General features: G+C 75.2%; 16 protein-coding genes. 12 read left to right on the top strand and 4 right to left on the bottom strand.

The window, feature by feature from the left end; genetic code table 11:
* Window positions 1-196 precede the first annotated feature (196 nt).
* Both ACFCZN_RS00630 and ACFCZN_RS00625 read left to right on the top strand, forming a co-directional pair.
* Window positions 197-823, top strand: coding sequence for a TetR/AcrR family transcriptional regulator (locus ACFCZN_RS00630; RefSeq protein WP_430555487.1), 627 nt, complete (start codon window positions 197-199; stop codon window positions 821-823).
* A gap of 92 nt (window positions 824-915) precedes the next feature.
* Window positions 916-1,686, top strand: coding sequence for a glucose 1-dehydrogenase (locus tag ACFCZN_RS00625; protein ID WP_430555486.1), 771 nt, complete (start codon window positions 916-918; stop codon window positions 1,684-1,686).
* A 4-nt stretch (window positions 1,687-1,690) separates the two neighbouring features.
* Here ACFCZN_RS00625 and ACFCZN_RS00620 read toward each other — a convergent pair whose 3' ends face one another.
* The 3 genes from ACFCZN_RS00620 to ACFCZN_RS00610 form a co-directional block, all read right to left on the bottom strand.
* Window positions 1,691-3,727 (bottom strand): penicillin-binding transpeptidase domain-containing protein, encoded by a 2,037-nt coding sequence (locus ACFCZN_RS00620; protein ID WP_430555485.1) that lies wholly within the window; start codon window positions 3,725-3,727, stop codon window positions 1,691-1,693.
* Window positions 3,728-3,958: 231 nt separating this feature from the next.
* Window positions 3,959-5,170 carry a MalY/PatB family protein gene (locus ACFCZN_RS00615; RefSeq protein ID WP_430555484.1) on the bottom strand — a complete coding sequence of 404 codons (1,212 nt, stop codon included), beginning with the start codon at window positions 5,168-5,170 and terminating at the stop codon, window positions 3,959-3,961.
* A gap of 204 nt (window positions 5,171-5,374) precedes the next feature.
* The gene (locus ACFCZN_RS00610; RefSeq protein ID WP_430555483.1) at window positions 5,375-6,040 is read right to left on the bottom strand and encodes a hypothetical protein; all 666 of its coding nucleotides are present in this window, start codon (window positions 6,038-6,040) and stop codon (window positions 5,375-5,377) included.
* Between the two features lie 345 nt (window positions 6,041-6,385).
* On the opposite strand from ACFCZN_RS00610, the gene ACFCZN_RS00605 reads away from it, so the two are divergent.
* From ACFCZN_RS00605 to ACFCZN_RS00560, 10 genes are all read left to right on the top strand, one after another.
* Window positions 6,386-6,706 (top strand): hypothetical protein, encoded by a 321-nt coding sequence (locus ACFCZN_RS00605; RefSeq protein WP_430555482.1) that lies wholly within the window; start codon window positions 6,386-6,388, stop codon window positions 6,704-6,706.
* Between the two features lie 107 nt (window positions 6,707-6,813).
* Entirely contained in the window at window positions 6,814-9,765 is a 2,952-nt protein-coding gene (locus ACFCZN_RS00600; protein WP_429763126.1) for a helix-turn-helix transcriptional regulator, read from the top strand.
* Between the two features lie 24 nt (window positions 9,766-9,789).
* Entirely contained in the window at window positions 9,790-12,189 is a 2,400-nt protein-coding gene (locus ACFCZN_RS00595; protein ID WP_430555481.1) for a SpoIIE family protein phosphatase, read from the top strand.
* Between the two features lie 65 nt (window positions 12,190-12,254).
* Window positions 12,255-13,325: a sigma-70 family RNA polymerase sigma factor gene (locus ACFCZN_RS00590; RefSeq protein WP_429763124.1), complete on the top strand. Its 1,071-nt coding sequence runs from the start codon at window positions 12,255-12,257 to the stop codon at window positions 13,323-13,325.
* Between the two features lie 49 nt (window positions 13,326-13,374).
* Window positions 13,375-14,628, top strand: a complete 1,254-nt coding sequence (locus ACFCZN_RS00585) for an AI-2E family transporter (protein WP_430555480.1) — start codon at window positions 13,375-13,377, stop codon at window positions 14,626-14,628.
* A gap of 19 nt (window positions 14,629-14,647) precedes the next feature.
* Window positions 14,648-15,868: a cation:proton antiporter gene (locus tag ACFCZN_RS00580; protein WP_430555479.1), complete on the top strand. Its 1,221-nt coding sequence runs from the start codon at window positions 14,648-14,650 to the stop codon at window positions 15,866-15,868.
* A gap of 25 nt (window positions 15,869-15,893) precedes the next feature.
* The gene (locus tag ACFCZN_RS00575; protein ID WP_430555478.1) at window positions 15,894-16,346 is read left to right on the top strand and encodes a universal stress protein; all 453 of its coding nucleotides are present in this window, start codon (window positions 15,894-15,896) and stop codon (window positions 16,344-16,346) included.
* A complete protein-coding gene (locus tag ACFCZN_RS00570; protein ID WP_429763120.1) occupies window positions 16,343-16,777 on the top strand; it encodes a fluoride efflux transporter FluC in 435 nt (144 codons plus the stop codon). Before ACFCZN_RS00575 ends, ACFCZN_RS00570 begins: the two co-directional genes overlap by 4 nt.
* Window positions 16,778-16,801: 24 nt before the next feature.
* Entirely contained in the window at window positions 16,802-17,206 is a 405-nt protein-coding gene (locus ACFCZN_RS00565; RefSeq protein ID WP_430555477.1) for a fluoride efflux transporter FluC, read from the top strand.
* 55 nt (window positions 17,207-17,261) lie between these two features.
* Complete coding sequence (locus ACFCZN_RS00560) at window positions 17,262-18,236, top strand: 5'-3' exonuclease (protein ID WP_429763221.1); 975 nt, start codon at window positions 17,262-17,264, stop codon at window positions 18,234-18,236.
* 22 nt (window positions 18,237-18,258) lie between these two features.
* Here the strand turns inward: ACFCZN_RS00560 and ACFCZN_RS00555 are convergent, their stop codons facing one another.
* Window positions 18,259-18,948 carry a VOC family protein gene (locus tag ACFCZN_RS00555; protein WP_429763118.1) on the bottom strand — a complete coding sequence of 230 codons (690 nt, stop codon included), beginning with the start codon at window positions 18,946-18,948 and terminating at the stop codon, window positions 18,259-18,261.
* Window positions 18,949-19,084 lie beyond the last annotated feature (136 nt).

The raw sequence follows: 19,084 nt of genomic DNA, 5'->3' as shown, positions 1-19,084 counted from the left end.
GGCGTTGTGTTGGGGTGTTGGGGGTGGTTGTGTGTTTGACGGCACTTTGGTGGCGGCGTTTGTTGTTGGGGGGGGCACTGGGACTTGCCCCACCGAGCAGAGACTGCCGCGCCGGGCGACCCCGCACCCGCAGGCGAGTTAGACGACACCTGTTGCTTTACTGGTTTCCCCGGCGTACCGTCGAAGGCGTCGGGAGGTGACGGACGTGGACAAGCGGGTCGAGCGGACCGCCGAGGCGCTGCGCGCCGCCGTCCTCGAGCTGGCCGCGGAGCAGGACGTCGCCGCCCTCACCGCGTCCGCCGTCGCCGCCCGCGCGGGCATCAACCGGGCCACGTTCTACGACCACGCCGCCAGCCCCGCCGACCTGCTGGCCCGCGTCCTCGGCGCCGAGCTCGACCGCATCCGCGCGGAGTTCGACGCCGCCGTGCGGCAGGTCGCCGGTCACGCCACCCACGGCGACGCCGAGCAGGTCGTCGCCCGGTACACCGGCGCGCTGCAGGCCCACGTCGAGGCGCACCTGCCCGTGTACGAGCGGGCCCTCGAGGGTGGCCTCAGCGCCCCGCTGGCGCGCCTGCTCGCCGATCACGTGGCCGGCACCCTCACCGACCACCTGCGCGCCCACCCCGGCCTCATGCCCCTGGCCCCGGGCACCCCCGCCGACCAGGTCGACCGCTACGCGCGCGCGTTCGCGACGTACGTCGGGCTCGGCACCGTCGGCGCCCTCGAGGTCTGGCTCAGTACTCCCCCGCCCCGCGACCCCGGGTTCTTCCCGCGCGTCGCCCACGACGCCCTGCCCGCCTGGTGGACCACGCCGTCCCCCTGACGTCCCCTCCGTCCCGGGACCGTCGCGTCCCAGGCGGGCAGGTGCACCCACCCGGTGCGCGCACCACAGCAGAACCACGAAGGAGGGCCGACATGGCCGTCAGCACAGGAAGCCGCGTCCACAACAAGGTCGCGATCGTCACCGGCGGGACCGGCGGGATGGGCGTCACCCACGCCCGCGCGCTGGCCGCCGAGGGCGCCAAGGTCGTCGTCGCCGACCTCGACGACGCGAAGGGCGAGGCCCTCGCCGCGGAGCTGGGCGGCGACCGCACCGACGTCGCCCGCTACGTGCACCTCGACGTCACCAGCGAGGACGACTGGGCGAAGGCCGTCGCGTACACGCTGGACGAGTTCGGCCGGATCGACGTCCTCGTGAACAACGCGGGCATCGCGAACGGCGGCCCCATCACCGAGTTCGACACCGACGCCTGGCGCCGGATCATCGACATCAACCTCACGGGGGTGTTCCTGGGGATCCGTGCCGTCTCGCCGATCATGGTCAGGGCCGGCTCCGGCTCGATCATCAACATCTCGTCCGTCGAAGGGCTCCGCGGGAGCCGCGGCCTGCACGGCTACGTGGCCTCCAAGTTCGGCGTCCGCGGGCTCACCAAGTCGGTCGCGCTCGAGCTCGGGCCGCACGGCGTGCGGGTGAACTCCGTGCACCCCGGGTTCATCGAGACGCCGATGACCGCCGGCATCGACGCGGGCGACCTGCTCATCCCGCTCGGCCGCGGCGCACGGCCCGAGGAGGTCTCCCAGACCATCGTCTTCCTGGCGAGCGACGAGTCCAGCTACTCCACCGGCTCCGAGTTCGTCGTCGACGGCGGGCTCGTGGCAGGCGTGCCGCACAAGCACGGCGCCTGACCGGTCACAGGCCCGCCAGGAAGTCCTTCATGAGCGGGCCGGCGGTGTCCGACCCGCGGTGGCCGTCCTCCACGAAGACGGCGACCGCGAGGTCGTCGACGATCGCGAGCATCCACACGTGCTGCTTCGACCCGTCGCCGTACTGCGCGGTGCCGGTCTTGGCGCCGACGATGCCGGGCACGCCCTGCAGCATGTCCCCGCTGCCCTCGGTGACGACGCCGTGCATCAGGTCGCGCAGCACCGCCGCCTCGTCGTCCGCCACCCCCGGCGTCGAGGGCTTCTTCGGGGCCTTCTCCGACGCCTCCTCGTCGGTCGACGGCGAGGAGGAGGCCTCCTTCTCGTCGCCCGTCTCGTCGCGCACCAGCACGGGCTGCACCCGGTGACCGGCGGCGACGCTCGCGGCGACCGTCGCCATCCCCAGCGGCGACGCCTGCACCTTGCCCTGGCCGATCATCGACGCCGCGTGCTCGGTGCCGTCCGCCTTCGCGGGCACGGCGCCGAGGAACGCGGGCACGCCCAGCACGGGCGACGCCACCTCGTCGTCGACCAGCCCGAGGTCGGACGCCGCGGTCGCCAGGTCCGCCTGCGCCACCTTGTCGCGCTGCCCGATCATCGCCGTGTTGCACGAGTGCGCGAACGCCGTGCGCAGCGGCACCTCCCCGGTCGCCGACGCCGGGTAGCCGGGCACGTTGCCGAACGTCCGGCCGTCCACGGTGAGGTGCTCCGGGCAGGCGACCTTCGTGTCCGGGGTGATCCCCGCCCGCTGCATCGCGAGGGCGTCCACCACCTTGAACGTCGACCCCGGCGGGTACTGCCCGAGCGTCGCGGTGGACCAGCCCTCGCTGCCCGGCCCGCTCGCCGCGGCGAGCACCTCGCCGTCCGACGGCCGGATCGCGACGATCGCGCTGGCCGGGTCGACGTCGTCGAGCACGTTCTCCGCGAGCTTCTGGAGGTGCTGGTCGAGGGTGGTGGCCACGGGCGTGCCGTCGACGGCGTCCACGCGGTACAGCTCCCGGCCCTCGTTCTCGTCCTCCTCCGGCTCGCCGTCCAGCCCCACGTCGCCGTCGCCGGCCGGGACCACGCTCACGAGGACGCCCGGAGAGCCGGTGAGCTGGTCGTCGTAGGCGCGCTGCACCCCCGACAGGCCCACCACGTCGCCGGCCTGCACCGCGCCGTCCGATTCCTCGATGACCTCCTTGGTCGCCTCGCCGACCCGGCCCAGGATCGGCGACGCGAAGGTGCTCGTCGGACCGAGCTCGAGGGAGTCCTCGACCGCCCGCACGCCGATGATGTCCTGCGCGTCCTCCACCGTGAAGTCCACGCCCGGGTTCTTCTGGCGGATCGTGATCGCCTCGACGAACGCCTTCTCCCCGGCCGCGTCGACGCGCGCGAAGAACTCGTTCGGCTCGAGGCCCACGAGCTGCGCGAGGTCGCGCGCCGCGGACTCCTGGCCGAGCCCCTCGACCGCCGTCTTGTCCACCCCGATGTGCCACACGCCCCGCTCGGTCACCATCGGCTTCCCGTCGCCGTCGAGCAGGTCGCCGCGGTCCGCGTCGAGGGTCTTGACCGTCAGCCGCTCGCCCGGCTCCAGGTCGGGCACCAGCACGTCCGGCCGCCACACCGCGCGCCAGGCCCCCTCACCGTCGCCGCTCTCCGGCGGCGTGTAGGCGAGGTCGACGTCGGTGCTGTACTTCCACGTGACGTCGCGGCCCACCGGCCACGACCAGTCCAGCGTGGCCACCGCCGTCGTCGAGCCGTCCTTCGTGACCGGCTTGCCGACGTCGGCCACCGTCACCGTGTGCTCGCGCTCGCCCGAGGCGTCCACGAGCGGCTCCAGCACCTGGCTGAGCTGCGTCTGCACGTCGACGGAGCCGGGCGCCTGCAGCGGCAGGTCCTTCACGTCGCCCGCCTGGAGCGCGGTCGCGAGCGCCGCGGCGGTGGGCTCGGCGGACGGCGTGTCGGTCCCGGTGCACGCCACCAGGGACACCCCGACGACAGGGGTCAGCAGGACGGCGAGGGCGAGGCGGTGTCGGCGGCGCACCTTGGCGAGATTATCGGCTCCCTGGCAACCGTGTCGGCATGTTCCCCCGTGTCGTGGTCACGGTCCCGCATAGATTTCGTGACGCTGCCGTGGCGGGCACCCTGGCGGGCGTCCTGACCGTCGCGGGCAAGTACGGACCGTGCCGAGGTAGTACGGACCGCGCCGAGGTAGTACGGACCGCGCCGAGGTAGTACAGAGCCTGGGGCACGGGACCGCCTCGGCAGGTCCGTGCTACACCGGCGCGGCGAGGGCGCGGCCGAGGCGCTCGACGGCCTCGGTGAGCACCGCCGTGGACGTCGCGAGGTTGAGCCGCAGCCACCCGGCGCCGCCGGCGCCGAAGCGCACGCCGTCCTCGAGGGCGAGGCGGCCGCGCTCCAGGACGAACGCGGCGGCGTCGGCGGCGGGGACCCCGCCGGGCAGGGCCGCGCGCAGGTCGAGCCAGGCGAGGTAGGTGGCGTCGGCGGGCTGGAGCCGCACGGCGGGCGCGTGCTCCGCGAGCAGGCGCGCGAGCATCCCGCGGTTCACGCGCACGCCGGCGAGGAGGGCGTCCAGCCACGGCCCGCCCTCGCGGTAGGCCGCCGCGTGCGCCAGCACCGCGAGGTGGTTGACGGCGTGGCCAGCCTCCTCGGGGATCCGGCGCAGGTCGTCGGCGGCGTCCGACCCGCCGAGCGCGACCGCCGCCCGCAGCCCGGCGAGGTGGAAGGCCTTCGACGCCGACTGCACGACGATCGCGCTCTCGGACCCCGCCACGGAGAGCAGCGGCACGAACGCGGGCACGCCGGCGGCCACGCGCTCGAACGTGAAGGGGGCGTGGATCTCGTCGGCCACCACCCGCACCCCGTACCGGTCGGCGAGCGCCAGCACCGCCTCGAGCTCCGCGCGGGTGTGCACGGTGCCGGTGGGGTTGTGCGGGTTGCAGAGCAGCAGCACGGCGCGCCGGCCGGAGCCGGGCCCCGTGCCGTGGGCGGCAGCGCCCGTGACGCGCGCGAACGCGGCCTCGAGCGTGCCCAGGTCGAACCGCAGGTCGGCGTCCAGCGGCGCCTCCACGACCTGCCGCCCCTCGTTGCCGGGGAAGCCGTAGAACGGCGGGTACACGGGCGGCGTGACGACGACGGCGTCGCCGGGGGCGGTGAGGACGCGCAGCACCTCGACGATCGCGACCATGACGTCCGGCATCGTGCGGCTGGACGCGACGTCGGGCGCCCAGCCCCACCGCTCCCGCGCGAACGGCCCGAGCGCCTCGGCGTACGTGGTGCCGACGTCGTACCCCGTGTCGCCGAGGGCGAGCGCGGCACGGACCGCGTCGACGACGGGCGGGGCGACGGGCGTGTCCATCTCGGCGACGAACAGGGGGAGCACGTCCGGCGGGTAGGCGCGCCACTTCACGGACGTACGACGGCGCAGGTCGTCGAGGGTGAGCTGCTCCAGGGGGTTGTCGGTCACGGCTCCGGTCTACCAGAGGCGCCCGCGTACTACCTCGGCGCGACGCGTACTACCTCGGCGCGACGCGCACTACCTCGGCGCGACGCGTACTACCTCGGCGCGACGCGTACTACCTCGGCGCGACGCGTACTACCTCGGCGCGACGCGTACTACCTCGGCGCGACGCGTACTACCTCGGCGCCGGGGGTGCTACCTCGGCACGGGTCAGGCGGACGGGACCGTCTTCACCACCGGGGCCCACTGCTCCTCGACGAGCGCCGGGCGGTCCTCGTCGGTGTGGCCGGCCCAGCGCCGGGCGTCCTCGATCGTGGCGGCGAGCAGGCCGCGCAGCCGGGCGTCCGTGTCCGGCACGAACGCCTCGCTGATGCCCTGCACCGCGGTAGAGACCACGGACGGCGCGGCGTCGCGCACGAAGCGCTTGGGCCGCACGCGGGTGCCCTCGCAGAACCGGTAGGCCCACTCGGCCGTCTTCGGCGACGCGGCGAGCGCGTCGGCGCTGGCGGGGTCGAGGGTCCCCTCGGGTCGACCGTCCAGGGCGTCGAGCATGCGCTCCGCACCGATGATGGCGACGGCCAGCGTCTGCTGCCGGTCGGCGGGCGCGACGGGCAGCGCCGTCTGCGCGGCACGCAGCGCGATCCGCACGTCCCAGCGCGGGTCGCCGCTGGTCAGCCCGATGACGGACGGGATGAGCGGCCCGAGCTGCGGCCGGTTCCCGTCGGAGGTCAGGTCGTTCACGGCACGGGCCAGCATCGCGAGGAGCGGGTGCGTGCACTGCGGATGGTCGCTCCACCGTTCACCGGCCAGGAACGAGGCCAGCTCCATGAAGCACGCGCCCTTCTTGGGGTTGCGGTGCTTGCCACGCCCGAGCATCGGCAGCGCGTCGAAAGCGCCTGCAACAGATCCAGCCACGAGTCCACCCCCGTATAGGTCCGGTCTCCCCAGTGTGCGACCGCTGTGACCCAGGTCGCAACGGCTGGCGCGGGCGAAGGCGGGTCCGGGACCGGCCCCGGCACGCCGCAACCCTGCCCTGGGGGTACCTCAGACGGGCGAAGGCCCTGGTCGCCACGCCGTCTGAGGTACCTCCGACGGCGAAGACGGGGCAGTTGCCCGATCCCCCGCCGGGGGCCTCAGGACGAACGTGGTCACCACGAGATCGGAGAGCCGGCGGTGGCCGGCACGAAGGCCGGGGACCCCGGCCGGTGAGGGGACGAGGACATGAACCAGATGACGTCGCGGGACCTGGCCGTCCTGGCCGAGCTGGACTACCGGCGCGAGCGGATGGCCGAGACCTACCAGCGCGGGACGCCGGCGTGGGTGCGCACGGTGGGCCGGGCGGTCCGGGACCTGGCCCGCCGGGCACGGTCGCGGGCGGTGGACCGCGAGGCGGTGCAGCGCCTCGGCTCGACGCTCGACGCCGTCGCGGCCCGCACCGACGCCCGCGCCTGGGACCTCCAGGTGACCCGCCGGGCGGACCAGATCGCCCACGGGCTGGACGCGCTGCGCCCGCAGGACGGCGCGGGACGCCGGGCCGCCTGACCGTGGGCGGCACGGGGGCCCGCACCGCGGTCGAGGCGGCCGCGGAGCGGGTCGGCGAGCACGGAAAACCTGCGGCGGGTGTGGGCGGCCGGTGGGACGATCACCTCGTGCGACGTTCCAGCGAGGTGCCCCTGATCGCCCGCCAGGAGGAGGTCACCGCCTTCCGCGGTGCGCTGGAGCGCGCCGCGGAGGGCGAGCCCGGCGTCCTGCTGCTCGGCGGCGACGCCGGGGTGGGCAAGACGCGCCTGGTGACGCACCTCGCGGACACCGCGCGCGACGCCGGCGCACGCGTCGTCGTCGCGCACTGCGTGGACCTGGGCGACGTCGGCATCCCGTACCTGCCGTTCACCGAGGCTCTGGGACAGCTGCGGACGGTCCCGGCCGTGGGCGAGGTGATCGCCGAGCGGCCCGCCCTGACCCGCCTGCTCGACCCCGCCAGCGGCTCCGGCACCGACCACGCGGAGCGGCTGCAGCTGCTCGACGGCGTCGCGGGCAGCCTCGCGGCGGCCGGGCACGCGGGCTCCCCCCTGGTCCTCGTCCTCGAGGACCTGCACTGGGCGGACGAGTCCACCCGCGACGTGCTGCGGTTCGTCGTCGCGCGGATGCGCTCGGAGCACCTGCTGGTGGTCGCCACGTACCGCAGCGACGACGTGCACCGGCGCCACCCCTTGCGCCCCGTCATCGCGGAGCTGCACCGCCAGCGCCCGGTGCAGCACGTGGAGCTGTCCCCCTTCACGCCCGACGAGCTGCGCGAGTTCACCACCGCCACCCGCGGAGAGCCCCTCGACGACGCCGAGTTCGACGCCGTGCGCAGCCGGTCGGACGGCAACGCGTTCTTCGCCGAGGAGCTGCTCGACGCCGGGCCCTCGAGCGTGGGCCTGCCCTGGTCGCTCGCGGACGTGCTGCACACGCGGCTGCAGCGGCTGGACCCCGCCGTGCAGCAGCTCGTGCGGCTCGCGGCGGTCGCCGGCCGGCAGGTGGACGAGTCGCTGCTGCGCGCGGCGGCGCCGCGCCTGCCCGGGCTCGACGCCCCCGGCGCCGCCGACGCCGCACTGCGCGAGGCAGTGGCCCAGCAGGTGCTGGGGGTGGAGGGCCAGCACGTCGCCTTCCGGCACGCGCTCGTGGCCGAGGCGCTCGTGCTCGACCTGCTGCCGGGCGAGCGCACCACCATGCATCGCGCGTACCTCGAGGCGCTGTGCGCCGAGCCGGCGCTCGGCTCCGCCGCCAAGCGCGCGCACCACGCCCTGCAGGGCCACGACCTGACGGCGGCACTCGTCGCGTCCCGCGAGGCGGCCCGCAGCGCGGCCGAGCTGCTCGCCCCCGCCGAGGAGCTGCGGCACCTGGAGCAGGTCCTGTCCCTCTGGGAGTCGGTGCCGGACGCCGCGGAGCTCTTGGGCGAGGACCGCGTGGCGCTGGCCCTCGGGACCGCGGCGGCGGCCAGCTCCGCCGGGCTGCCGATGCGCGCGGAGCAGCTCGCCCGGCGCGCCGTGGAGGGTCTGTCCGGCGACCCCGACAGGCAGGCCCGGCTGCGCCACGTGCTCGTGCGGTACGTCCTCGACCTCGAGTCCCTCGACGACGCCCTCGCCCAGTCCTCCGGCGCCCTCGACGTGCTGCTCCCGGGCGCCACCGAGGCCGGCGTCTCGGGGCCGTTCCCCGAGGTCGCCGACGCCGACGCCACGCCCGAGCTCGCGTGGACCCTCGCCGTGCACTCGCGCGTCCTGCTCACCGTGGACCGCGACGACGAGGCCGGCGTGTTCGCCCGGCAGACCGTCGACGTCGCCCGCCGCGCGGACGCCCCCGGCGCGGAGGCCGACGCCCTGACCACGCTCGCCGTGCTGGAGGTCGGCACCCCGGACACCGCGGCGGAGCTCGTCGACCGCGCCCGCGAGCGCGCCGTCGTCGCCGGCGACCTGCGCACCGAGATGCGCTGCTGGTACGGCCTCGCCACCACGCACTTCTACGCGGGGCACCTCGAGGAGGCCGAGCGCGTCCTGGAGGCGGCGATCGAGCGCGGCCGCGCCACGGGCGTCATCTGGGGCGTGTACGGGGTGCAGCTGCTGGACCTCGCGCTGCTGGTGTCGTACTTCGCCGGCGACCTCTCCGACCAGCCCATCCCCGACGGCGCGCCCGCGCCCGCCCTCGTCTACCTCGACAGCGGCCGCCTCTACGCCGCGACCGCCCGCGAGGGCGGCGACGCCGTCGCTGCCGCCGAGGCGCTGCGCCCGTCCTGGGGCGTGGACGGACAGATCGCGCTCGTCGCGGGCGGCCTGCTGGCCGACGCGCTGACCTGGGCCGGCCGGTACGACGAGGCCGTCTCGACGGCGGAGGAGGTCGCGGCACACGTCGGCGCCACCTGGTCCGAGTTCTTCCTCGGCCGCATCTGGCTGTCCGCGCTGGCGCTGGCGGCGCTCGCGGACGACGCGGAGGGCGGCCCCCACGCCGCCGACGCCGCCCAGGGGCTGCTCGACCGCGGCGACGCCCTCCTCGCCGTCGCGCAGGAGACCGCGCGACGCGGGCGCCCCCGCGGCGGCCGCCTCGGTCCCGAGGGCCGGGCGTGGCTGAGCCGTGCGGCGGCGGAGCACTCCCGGCTGCGGACCGCGCTCACCGACGCCCCGGCCGACCCCGGGCTGTGGGAGGCGACCGTCAAGGAGTTCGACTTCGGCTACCGCTACGAGGTGGCCCGGTCCCGGTTCCGGTGGGCGCAGGCGCTGCGGGCGTCCGGCGACGTGCCGGCGGCCGAGGTCGAGGCGGCCGAGGCGCTCGGCGAGGCCGTCGCCATGGGCGCCGCGCCCCTCGCCGAGGCCATCCACGCGTGGGGCCGCCGCGCCCGCGTGCCGCTGCCCGGCGCCCGGCGCACGTCGTCCGTCCTCACGGAGCGCGAGGAGGAGGTGCTGGTGCTCGTCGCGCAGGGGCTGAGCAACCGGCAGATCGGCGAGCGGCTGTACATCTCCACGAAGACGGTCAGCGTGCACGTGTCGAACCTGCTCGCGAAGCTGGGCGTGTCGGGGCGGGCGGAGGCGGTCGCCGTCGCGCACCGGCGCGGGCTGATCGGCGTCTGACCGATCGAGGTCCATACTGGGCCCGTGCCGGAAGCCCAGGCTGTCGGCTCCCTGTCCGGCCCGTCGCCCGGCCGCGTGCCCGGTCCCGCGTCCGACCGCGTGCCCGGCCCGCCGCCCGGCCCGGCCAACGGTGAGCCCGTCGCAGACGAGGTGTTCGACCGCATCGCGCGGCTCGTGCACCGACAGCTCGGCGTGCCCGCGGCCGCCGTCGTCATGCTCACCGACGAGGGCGACGTCAAGACGCTGCCGGGCGCGGTCGGCTTCCCCGAGGACGCGCAGCGCAGCCGCCGCCTCGTGCTCCCTCGGCCCCTGACGGCGATCGTCGCGCGCACCCGCACGCCGCTCGTCGTGGGCGACGCCGACGACGACCCGCGGGTGGGTGGCCGGCACAGGATCGGCGACCTCGTGCTCGCCGCGTACGCCGGGTACCCGATCGAGGACGCCCGTGGCCACGTGGTGGGCGCGCTGTGGGCGGTGTCGTCCGTGCCGCGCACCTGGACCGAGACGGACCTCGCCACCCTCGCCGACCTGTCCGCCGCGGCGTCGGGCGAGCTGCGGCTGCGCGCCGAGCGGGAGCGGGCGCGGCTGGCCGAGCAGGTCGCGTTCCGCGCGCACCGCCGGTCGCGGTTCCTGCTCGGGCTGTCGGAGCGGTTCGCGCGCGTCACCACGCTGGACGAGGTCGAGGACGCCATCGCGCACGTCATCGGCACCGGCACGGGCGCCCGCTGGGTGTCGCTGGCCCTGGTCGACGCCGACCGGCGGCACCTGTCGTTCTTCACCGTGGGGCACCACCACCCGGGCGAGCCCGCGCTGCGCAGCACGCGGCTCGACGCGCCCCGGCCCGACACGCACGTCGTGCGCAGCCGGGCCGCCCTGCGGTTCCGCGACCACGCGGAGATGGTCGCGACCTACCCGGAGATGGGCCCCGTGGGGTCCGTGTCGGAGGGCGCGCGGTCGTTCCTGCCGGTGATGTCGAACGGCATGGTCGTGGGCGTCATCGCCTGCGTGTGGGACCAGGCCCGCGAGCACGACGCCGAGACCGCGGCGCTCGAGTCGACGATCAGCCGGTACGTGGCGCTCGCGCTGGAGCGGGTGGCGCTGCTGGAGGCGCGTCGGCGGGTCGCGACCACGCTGCAGGAGTCGATGCTCACCGCGCCGCCCACGGTGGCGCACCTCGACATCGCGACCACCTACGCCCCCGCCGCACGCACCGACCAGGTGGGCGGCGACTGGTACGACGCGGTGGTGCGCGACGACGGCACCGCGATCGTCATGATCGGCGACGTCGCGGGCCACGACGTGCACGCCGCCGCGCAGATGGGCCAGCTGCGCTCGATGCTCCGGGCGCTCGCATGGAGCCACGACGAGTCGCCGGCCGGGCTGCTGACCCGCCTCGACAAGGCGAACGCGCGCCTCGGCCCGCGGGCGATGGCGACCGCCGTCGTCGCGCGCCTGGACCGCGACCCGGCGCCGTGCCCGACGGACGCGCTCGAGGGCGTCCCGCCGGCCGAGCGGCCCGAGCGCGCGTACACGCTCACGTGGTCGGTGGCCGGGCACCCGCCGCCGATGGTGCTGCGGCGCGACGGGCGGGTCGAGCGCCTGTCCGAGACCCCCGACCTGCTGCTGGGCGTGGTGCCCACCACGCCGCGCGTGGACCGCTCCGTCCGCCTCCTGCCGGGCGACACCCTCGTGCTGTACACGGACGGGCTGGTGGAGCGCCGCGGCGTCCCGAGCGACGAGCGGCTGTCCGACCTGGAGACCGTGCTGCGCTCCGCGCACGGCGAGGCCACGTCCGCGGTCCCGCGCGCGCTGGTGCGCGGCCTCGTGGGCGACGCGCAGCGCGACGACGTCGCCGTGCTGGCGCTGCGGGTGCGCGTCCCCGCCCCGTCCGGGCCGCCGTCGTCGGCCGGGCCCGCCAAGGCGGAGCGGCGCGTCGCCGACGACGACCTCAGCGACCTCGGCCCGGCGCGCCGGTGGGTGGACGACGTGCTCGAGTCGTGCGACGTGTCCGACGAGCAGCGGCGCACCGCGATGCTGCTGACCAGCGAGGTGCTGACCAACGCGCTGGAGCACGGCGAGGGACCGATCACGGCGACGGTCGAGGTGGACGGCCGCCGCCTGCGCGTGGGCGTCCGCGACGGGAGCATGGCCGAGCCGGAGCTGCAGTCCCCCCGGCCGCAGGACCTGTCGGGCCGCGGCGTGCTCTTCCTCGACCGCCTCGCGTCCCGGTGGGGCGTCCAGCTGCACGACGGCTCCGACGCCGTCGGGCGGCACTCCGGCGTCGTCGAGGGCAAGACCGTGTGGTTCGAGATCGACCGCGCGGCCCGGCCGCTCACCGGCACGGTCAAGCGGGTACGCCCGCCGACGCCCGCCACCGGCGCCGTGCCCCTGGTCGAGCGCGTGCTGCGCGACGACCGTCGCTGACCCCTCGCCGTCGCCCCGGGCGACACCCCTCCCGGGTGTCGGCGGTACGTCGTACGGTGTGAGACGTGACACACACCGCCCAGCGCGCCGCCGCGCCGTCCCGACGCGGGACGACGGCGACCGGCGCCTCCCCCACGTCCGACGGCGAGGGCGAGGACGTCGGCGCCCTGCTCGAGCCGTACCGCCGCGAGCTCACCGGCTACTGCTACCGCATGCTCGGCGGCGCGTTCGAGGCCGACGACGCGGTGCAGGAGACGCTGCTGCGCGCCTGGCGCTCGTACGACCGGTTCGAGGGCCGGTCGTCTCTGCGGTCGTGGCTGTACCGCATCGCGACCAACGTGTGCTTCGACCACCTCGGCTCGTCCAAGCGGCGCGAGCGTCCCATGGGGCTGGGCGGGCCGCAGCCGGCGGAGGAGCAGTACTTCGGCGACGTCCTGGCGGAGGACCGCTGGCTCGAGCCCGTGCCCGACGACGCCGTCCTGCCGCGCGAGGGCGACCCGGCCGACGTCGCGGTGGGGCGCGAGTCCATCCGGCTCGCGTTCGTGGCCGCGCTGCAGCACCTGCCCGCGCGCCAGCGCGCCGTGCTGGTGCTGCGCGAGGTGCTGCGCTGGTCGGCCGCCGAGGTCGCCGCCCTCCTCGACACCACCGTCGCGTCCGTGAACAGCGCGCTGCAGCGCGCCCGCGCCACCCTCGGCAGCAAGGGCCTGCGCCGGGCGGGCGACGACGGCGCCGACGCCCCCGAGCCGCAGTGGGACGAGATCGACCAGACGCTGCTCGAGCGGTACCTGGACGCGTTCGAGCGCTACGACATGGACGCCCTGGTGGCGCTGCTGCACGAGGACGCCGTGCTCAACATGCCGCCCTACACGATGTGGGTGCACGGGCGCTCCGAGGTGATCCGCTGGATGACGGGTCCCGGCTCCGGCTGCGAGGGGTCGCGCTGCGTGCCCGTGCAGGCGAACGGCTCGATGGCGTACGGCCAGTACCGGCGCGACCCCACGGGCGGCTGGTCGCCGTGGGGGCTCGCCGTGCTGGAGGACGACGGCAGCGGCCGGATCACCGGCATCACCACGTTCCTCGACACGGCCACCTGGTTCCCCCGTTTCGGCCTGCCCGACCGGCTGCCCGCCCTCTGACCTGCGGCCCAGCGCGCCCCGCGGGCCGCGCTGGGCTACGTTTTCCCGCATGACCACGGACGCCCCGCACCCTGAGGGCGAGCCCGACGAGGTCGACGAGGTCGACAGCTCCGTCCGTCCCGTCCAGCACGACAGCAAGAACCCGCCGCGGTGGCTGCCGCGCGCGCTGGTGATGGTCGTGGTGGCCGCGTTCGTCGCCACCTTCCTCGCGTACGCGTTCGGCCAGCTCGGCGGGCTGGCCGTCAACGTGCTCATCTCCTTCTTCGTCGCGCTCGCGCTCGAGCCGATCGTCGTGTGGCTGGTGCGGCACGGGTGGCGGCGCGGCGCGGCCGCGGGCGTCTCGCTGGGCGGGGCGATCGTCGTCGTGCTCGCCGTGTTCGCGATGTTCGGCAACCTGTTCGTGCAGCAGCTGATCCAGCTCGTCTCGTCGCTGCCCGACCTCTACACGAGCATCCAGCAGGGCATCGAGTCGCGCTGGGACGTCACCGTCCCCGACTCCGACGATCTCGTCGCGCAGGCCCTGGACCAGTGGGGGCAGGACGTCGCGACGGGTGCGATCAGCATCGGCGTGTCCATCGTGGGCGTCCTGTTCGCGATCACCACGATCCTGCTCATCACGTACTACCTCATGGCCGCGGGCCCCAAGTTCCGCGCCGCCATCTGCGCCTGGCTGCGGCCGGACCGCCAGCAGGAGGTGCTGACGCTGTGGGAGATCACGCAGGTGAAGGTCTCCGACTTCATCAGCTCCCGCGTCGTGCTCGCCGCGCTGTCGAGCGTGTTCACGTTCGTCTTCCTGCTGATCGTGCAGACGCCGTACGCGCTGCCGCTGGCGGTGTTCACGGGCGTCGTGTCGCAGTTCGTGCCCACCATCGGCACGTACATCGGCGGCGCCCTGCCGGTGGCGGTCGCGCTCGCCGCCCAGGGGCTGCCGCAGGCGATCGCCGTGCTGATCTTCATCGTCGCGTACCAGCAGGTGGAGAACCTCATCTTCTCCCCGAAGGTCAGCGCCCGGGCGCTGGAGATGAACCCGGCCGTGTCCTTCGTCGGCGTCCTCGGGTTCGGCGCCGTCTTCGGCGCGCTCGGCGCGTTCCTCGCCCTGCCGATCCTCGCGACCGTGCAGGCCCTCGGGAACACGTACCTGCAGCGGCACGAGCTCGTCGACTCGACCCTGCTGCACGACCCCGACCAACCGTCCGGCCGCGGCGAGGGCGTGTGGTCGTCGCGGCGACGGCGCAACCTCGAGGCCGGGGAGCGTGCCGCCCGCGAGGCGGAGGCCCGGCGCCGCGACGGCGCAGAGGAGTGAGAGCTGAGATGAGCAACGCATGAGTCCGGACCTCGTCGGCGGCATCGCCCTCATCGTGATCGTCGGGGTGGCCGGACAGGTCGCCGCCCGCGCGCTGCGGGTCCCGTCGATCCTGCTGCTGCTCGTGCTCGGGCTGCTCGTCGGGCCGGTCCTCGGCTGGCTCGACCCGGACACGCTGTTCGGCGAGGCGCTGTTCCCGCTGGTGTCGATGGCCGTCGGCCTCCTGCTCTTCGAGGAGTCGCTCAAGCTGGACTTCGGACGCCTGCGCGGTGGCGCGCGGCGGCCCGTGCTCGGCCTGGTGACCACCGGCGCCCTCGTCACCGGCCTCGGCGCCACCGCCGTCGCGTACCTGTTCCTCGACGTGACCTGGGGCCGGGCGGCCGTCATCGGCGCGATCCTCATCGTGTCCGGGCCGACCGTCGTCGGGCCGCTGCTCGCCATCATCCGGCCCCGCCAGCCCGTCGAGTCCGTCCTCGCCTTCGAGGGCATCTTCATCGACCCGATCGGGGCCACGGTGGCGCTCGCCGTGGCGAACGTCGTGCTCCACGCCGAGCCTGTCAGCCTGCTCGAGACCGGGGGTCTGGGGCTGCTGGTGGGCGGGGTGGCCGCCGTGCTGCTCGTGGTGCTCATCCGCTTCGGCAAGGTGCCGAAGGAGACGGAGGTCGTGCTGGCGTTCGCGTTCGCCCTCGGGGCCTACGCGCTGGCCGAGGGCGTGCACGACGAGGCCGGCCTGTTCGCCACGACCGCGCTCGGCGCCGTCCTGGCGAACCAGCGGGTGGCGCGCACCGAGCCGCTGCACGAGTTCGGCACCCACATCGGCCTGCTGCTCATCGGCGCGCTGTTCGTCGTGCTGTCCGCCCGGATCGACCTGGACGCCCTGGCCCGGTACGCGCTGCCCACCGTCCTCGTCGTCGCGGCGCTCGTGCTGGTGCTGCGCCCGGTGGTGGCCGCCGTCTCGACGCTCGGGACCGACCTGAGATGGTCCGACCGGGCGATGATCGGCTGGATGGCGCCGCGCGGCATCGTCGCCGCGTCGACCGCGTCCGTCTTCTCGCTACGGTTCGACGACGCCGGCGAGCCGTTCCCCCAGCTGGTGCCGGTGATCTTCGGCGTCGTGCTGCTCACCGCGATCGTGTACGGGTTCACCGGCACGCCCATGGCGAAGCTGCTCGGGGTGCGCTCCGACGACCAGGAGCGGCTGGACGACGACGGCCTGCCGGTGCTCGACCGGACGTCCTGACCGGCCCGCTGCCTACGATGTCGGCATGACCGGTCCGGTGCTGGTGGGCGTGCCCCACGACCACCACCCCAGCGTGCCCCGGCGGGCCGCCGACCTGGCGGCCGCGCTCGGTACCGAGCTGGTGTGCGTGGCCGTGGACGAGGCGTCCGTGCGCGAGCCGTCCGGCGCCGTGGTGCCCGTCGACCCCGACGCCGACTCTCCCGCCGACGACGGCGGCCTGCGCGACGCCGTCGCCGCCGCCCTGGCCGACATCCCCGTGCGCTGGCGGCTCGAGCGCACCGCCGGCGACCCGGCCGCGGAGCTCGCTCGGATCGCCGCCGCCCATGACGCTGCCCTGATCGTGGTGGGCGCGCGCCGCCCCGGGATGCGGGGCTGGGCCACGCACCTGGTCGGCGGCACCGTCGCCGGGCACCTCGTCCACGACCAGCCGCGGCCGGTGGTCGTGCTGCCCGACCGGCACGCGGGCGACGCGTCGTGACGGCGGGCAGCCCGCCCGCGCGCGGACGCCCGGCCCACCGGCGGCCTGGTCTGGTCGCGCTGGTCGCAGCCGGCGGCGCCGTCGGCACCGCCGCCCGGTTCGGGCTGGCGCAGGCGTGGCCCGCCGTCGACGGGTGGCCGGTCGCGACGCTCGCCGCCAACGTGCTCGGTGCGTTCGTGCTGGGCTGGCTGCTGGAGTCGCTCGCGGCCCACGGGCCGGAGACGCCCACCGTGCAGCGGGTGCGGCTGGCCGTCGGCACGGGCGTGCTGGGCGGGTTCACGACGTTCTCGTCCCTCGCCCTGGAGACGGAACGGCTGCTCGCTTCCGGATCCGTGGGGCAGGGGCTCGCGTACGCCCTCGGCACGCTGGTGCTCGGGTACCTCGCCTGCCTCGCGGGCGTGCTGCTCGGCTCCCGCCGGAGGTCCCGATGAGGCGGCCGAGATGAGGGGGCCGCGATGAGCGCCGCCGCGACGCTGCTGCTCGTCGCCGTGGCAGGTGGGCTGGGCGCCGCCGCCCGGTTCGTCGTCGACGGCGCGGTGCGGGCGCGGACGCCGGGCGCGGCGTTCCCCTGGGCGACGGTCGTGGTGAACGTGTCCGGGTCGCTGCTCATCGGCCTCGTCTCGGGCGTGCTGCTCGGCGCCGGCGACCCGGCACACCTCGAGCCCTGGCGCCTCGGCGTGGCGACCGGGTTCTGCGGCGGGTACACCACCTTCTCCACGGCGATGGTCGAGACCGTCCGCCTCGCCCGCTCCGGCCGGCCCCGGCTGGCCCTGGCCAACGCCCTCGGCACCATGGCGCTCACGCTGGCCGCCGTCGTCGTCGGCATCGGCCTCGGCGTCCTCGTGGGTCGGCTCCTCTAGGACGTCGTGGGCGCTCGGGGTCAGGGGCCTGTGGCACGCTGACCCGGTGAGCCTCATGCTGCTGGACTCCGCGAGCCTGTACTTCCGCGCCTTCTTCGGCCTGCCCGACTCGCTGCGCTCCCCCGACGGCAAGCCCGTCAACGCGGTGCGCGGCCTGCTGGACATGATCGCGTTCCTCGTCACCGAGCACGGGCCGGACCGGCTCGTGGCGTGCTGGGACGAGGACTGGCGGCCGGCGTTCCGCGTCGAGGCGATCGGGTCGTACAAGGAGCACCGGGTCGCGGCGGTCACCCCCGTCGGGGAGCCCGACGTCGAGGAGGTGCCCGACGCGCTCACGCCGCAGGTCCCCGTGATCGTCGACGTGCTGGCCGCGCTCGGCATCGCCCGTGTGGGCGCGCCGGGCTTCGAGGCGGACGACGTCATCGGCACGCTGGTCACCCGCGAGGTGGCGCGCAGCGCGGCGACCGCGCTGCCCGTGGCCGGCGCCGTCGGGATGGTGATGCCGGCCAGCGTCGACATCGTCACCGGCGACCGCGACCTGTTCCAGCTCGTCGACGACGCCGCCGGCGTGCGCGTGCTGTACCCGGCGCGCGGCGTGCGCGACCCCGACGTCGTCGACCAGGCGAGGCTCGCGGAGAAGTACGGCGTGCCCAGCGGGCAGGCGTACGCCGACATGGCGACCCTGCGCGGCGACCCGTCCGACGGCCTGCCCGGCGTGCCCGGCATCGGCGAGAAGACGGCGGCCAAGCTGCTCGCCGCGTTCGGCGACCTGGCCGGGTTGCGCGCCGCGGCGGAGCACGGCGCGAAGGGGATCACCCCGACCCAGCGGCAGAAGCTGCTCGACGCCGCGCCCTACCTCGACGTCGCGCCCACGGTGGTGCAGGTCGCGCACGACGCCCCCGTCGGGGAGGTCGACGCGACGCTGCCTCGGGCCCCGAAGGACCCCGAGGCGCTCGACGCCCTCGCCGAGCGGTGGGGCATCCGCAGCAGCGTGGACCGCGTGCTCGCGGCCCTCGCCGCCCGCCCCTGAGCCGCACCCCGGCCCGGACGGGTCAGGGCTGGAAGACGCAGAACTCGTTGCCCTCCGGGTCGCCCATGACGGTCCAGGCGATCTCGTCGTCCTGCGCGCGCAGCACGCGTGCGCCGCGGGCGACGAGGTCGTCCACGGTGACGCCGTCGTTCAGGGTCACGTCCCAGTGCCAGCGGTTCTTGACCGTCTTCGGCTCCGGCACGGGGACGAAGTCGAACGACTCGAACGGGACGCCCGCGCCCTCGTCCAGGTAGGCGTAGTCCATGGCGTCGTCCTGGGTGAGCGTGCCACCCAGGAGCCCGTGCCAGAACGCGGCGACCGTCCGGTAGTCCGCGCAGTCCACGACGATGTCCTTGAGCCGGTAGGCCGGCACCTCGTCGGCGGTGAAGACGCAGAGCTCGCCGCCCTCAGGATCGGCCAGCGTCGTGTAGTGGAACCGACCGGGCTCGCTGAGGCGCGGCTGGTCGGGGAGCTCGTCGAGCGACCGGGCGCGCACGTCGGGGTGCACGCGGTGCTTCACCGTCTTCGCCTCGGGCACGGTGTTGACCCAGATCGTCCGCGCCTTCGCGGGGTCGGGGCCCGGGTCGCGCAGGACGACGTCGCCGTCGTCCAGCGCCTCCGCCCGCAGCCCCAGGGTGCGGGCCCAGAACTCTCCCAGCGAGGCCGCGTCGACGGCGTCGACGCACAGGTCCTTGAAGGTCACCAGGCTCATGACCGGCCACCCTAGACCGTGGTGGGGGGGTGGGGGGGGGGGGTTTTCTTTCTGAACAAAAACCCCCAACACCCCCCCGAAACAACAGGGGTGGGCCCCGTTTTTTCCGGCCTCCTGGAAGGCCTTTCCGGTGGGG

Origin of the sequence: Isoptericola sp. NPDC056134, from assembly GCF_042264825.1 — a bacterium.
GTDB lineage: Bacteria > Actinomycetota > Actinomycetes > Actinomycetales > Cellulomonadaceae > Isoptericola > Isoptericola nanjingensis.
This window is presented reverse-complemented; position numbering and strand designations above follow the sequence as displayed.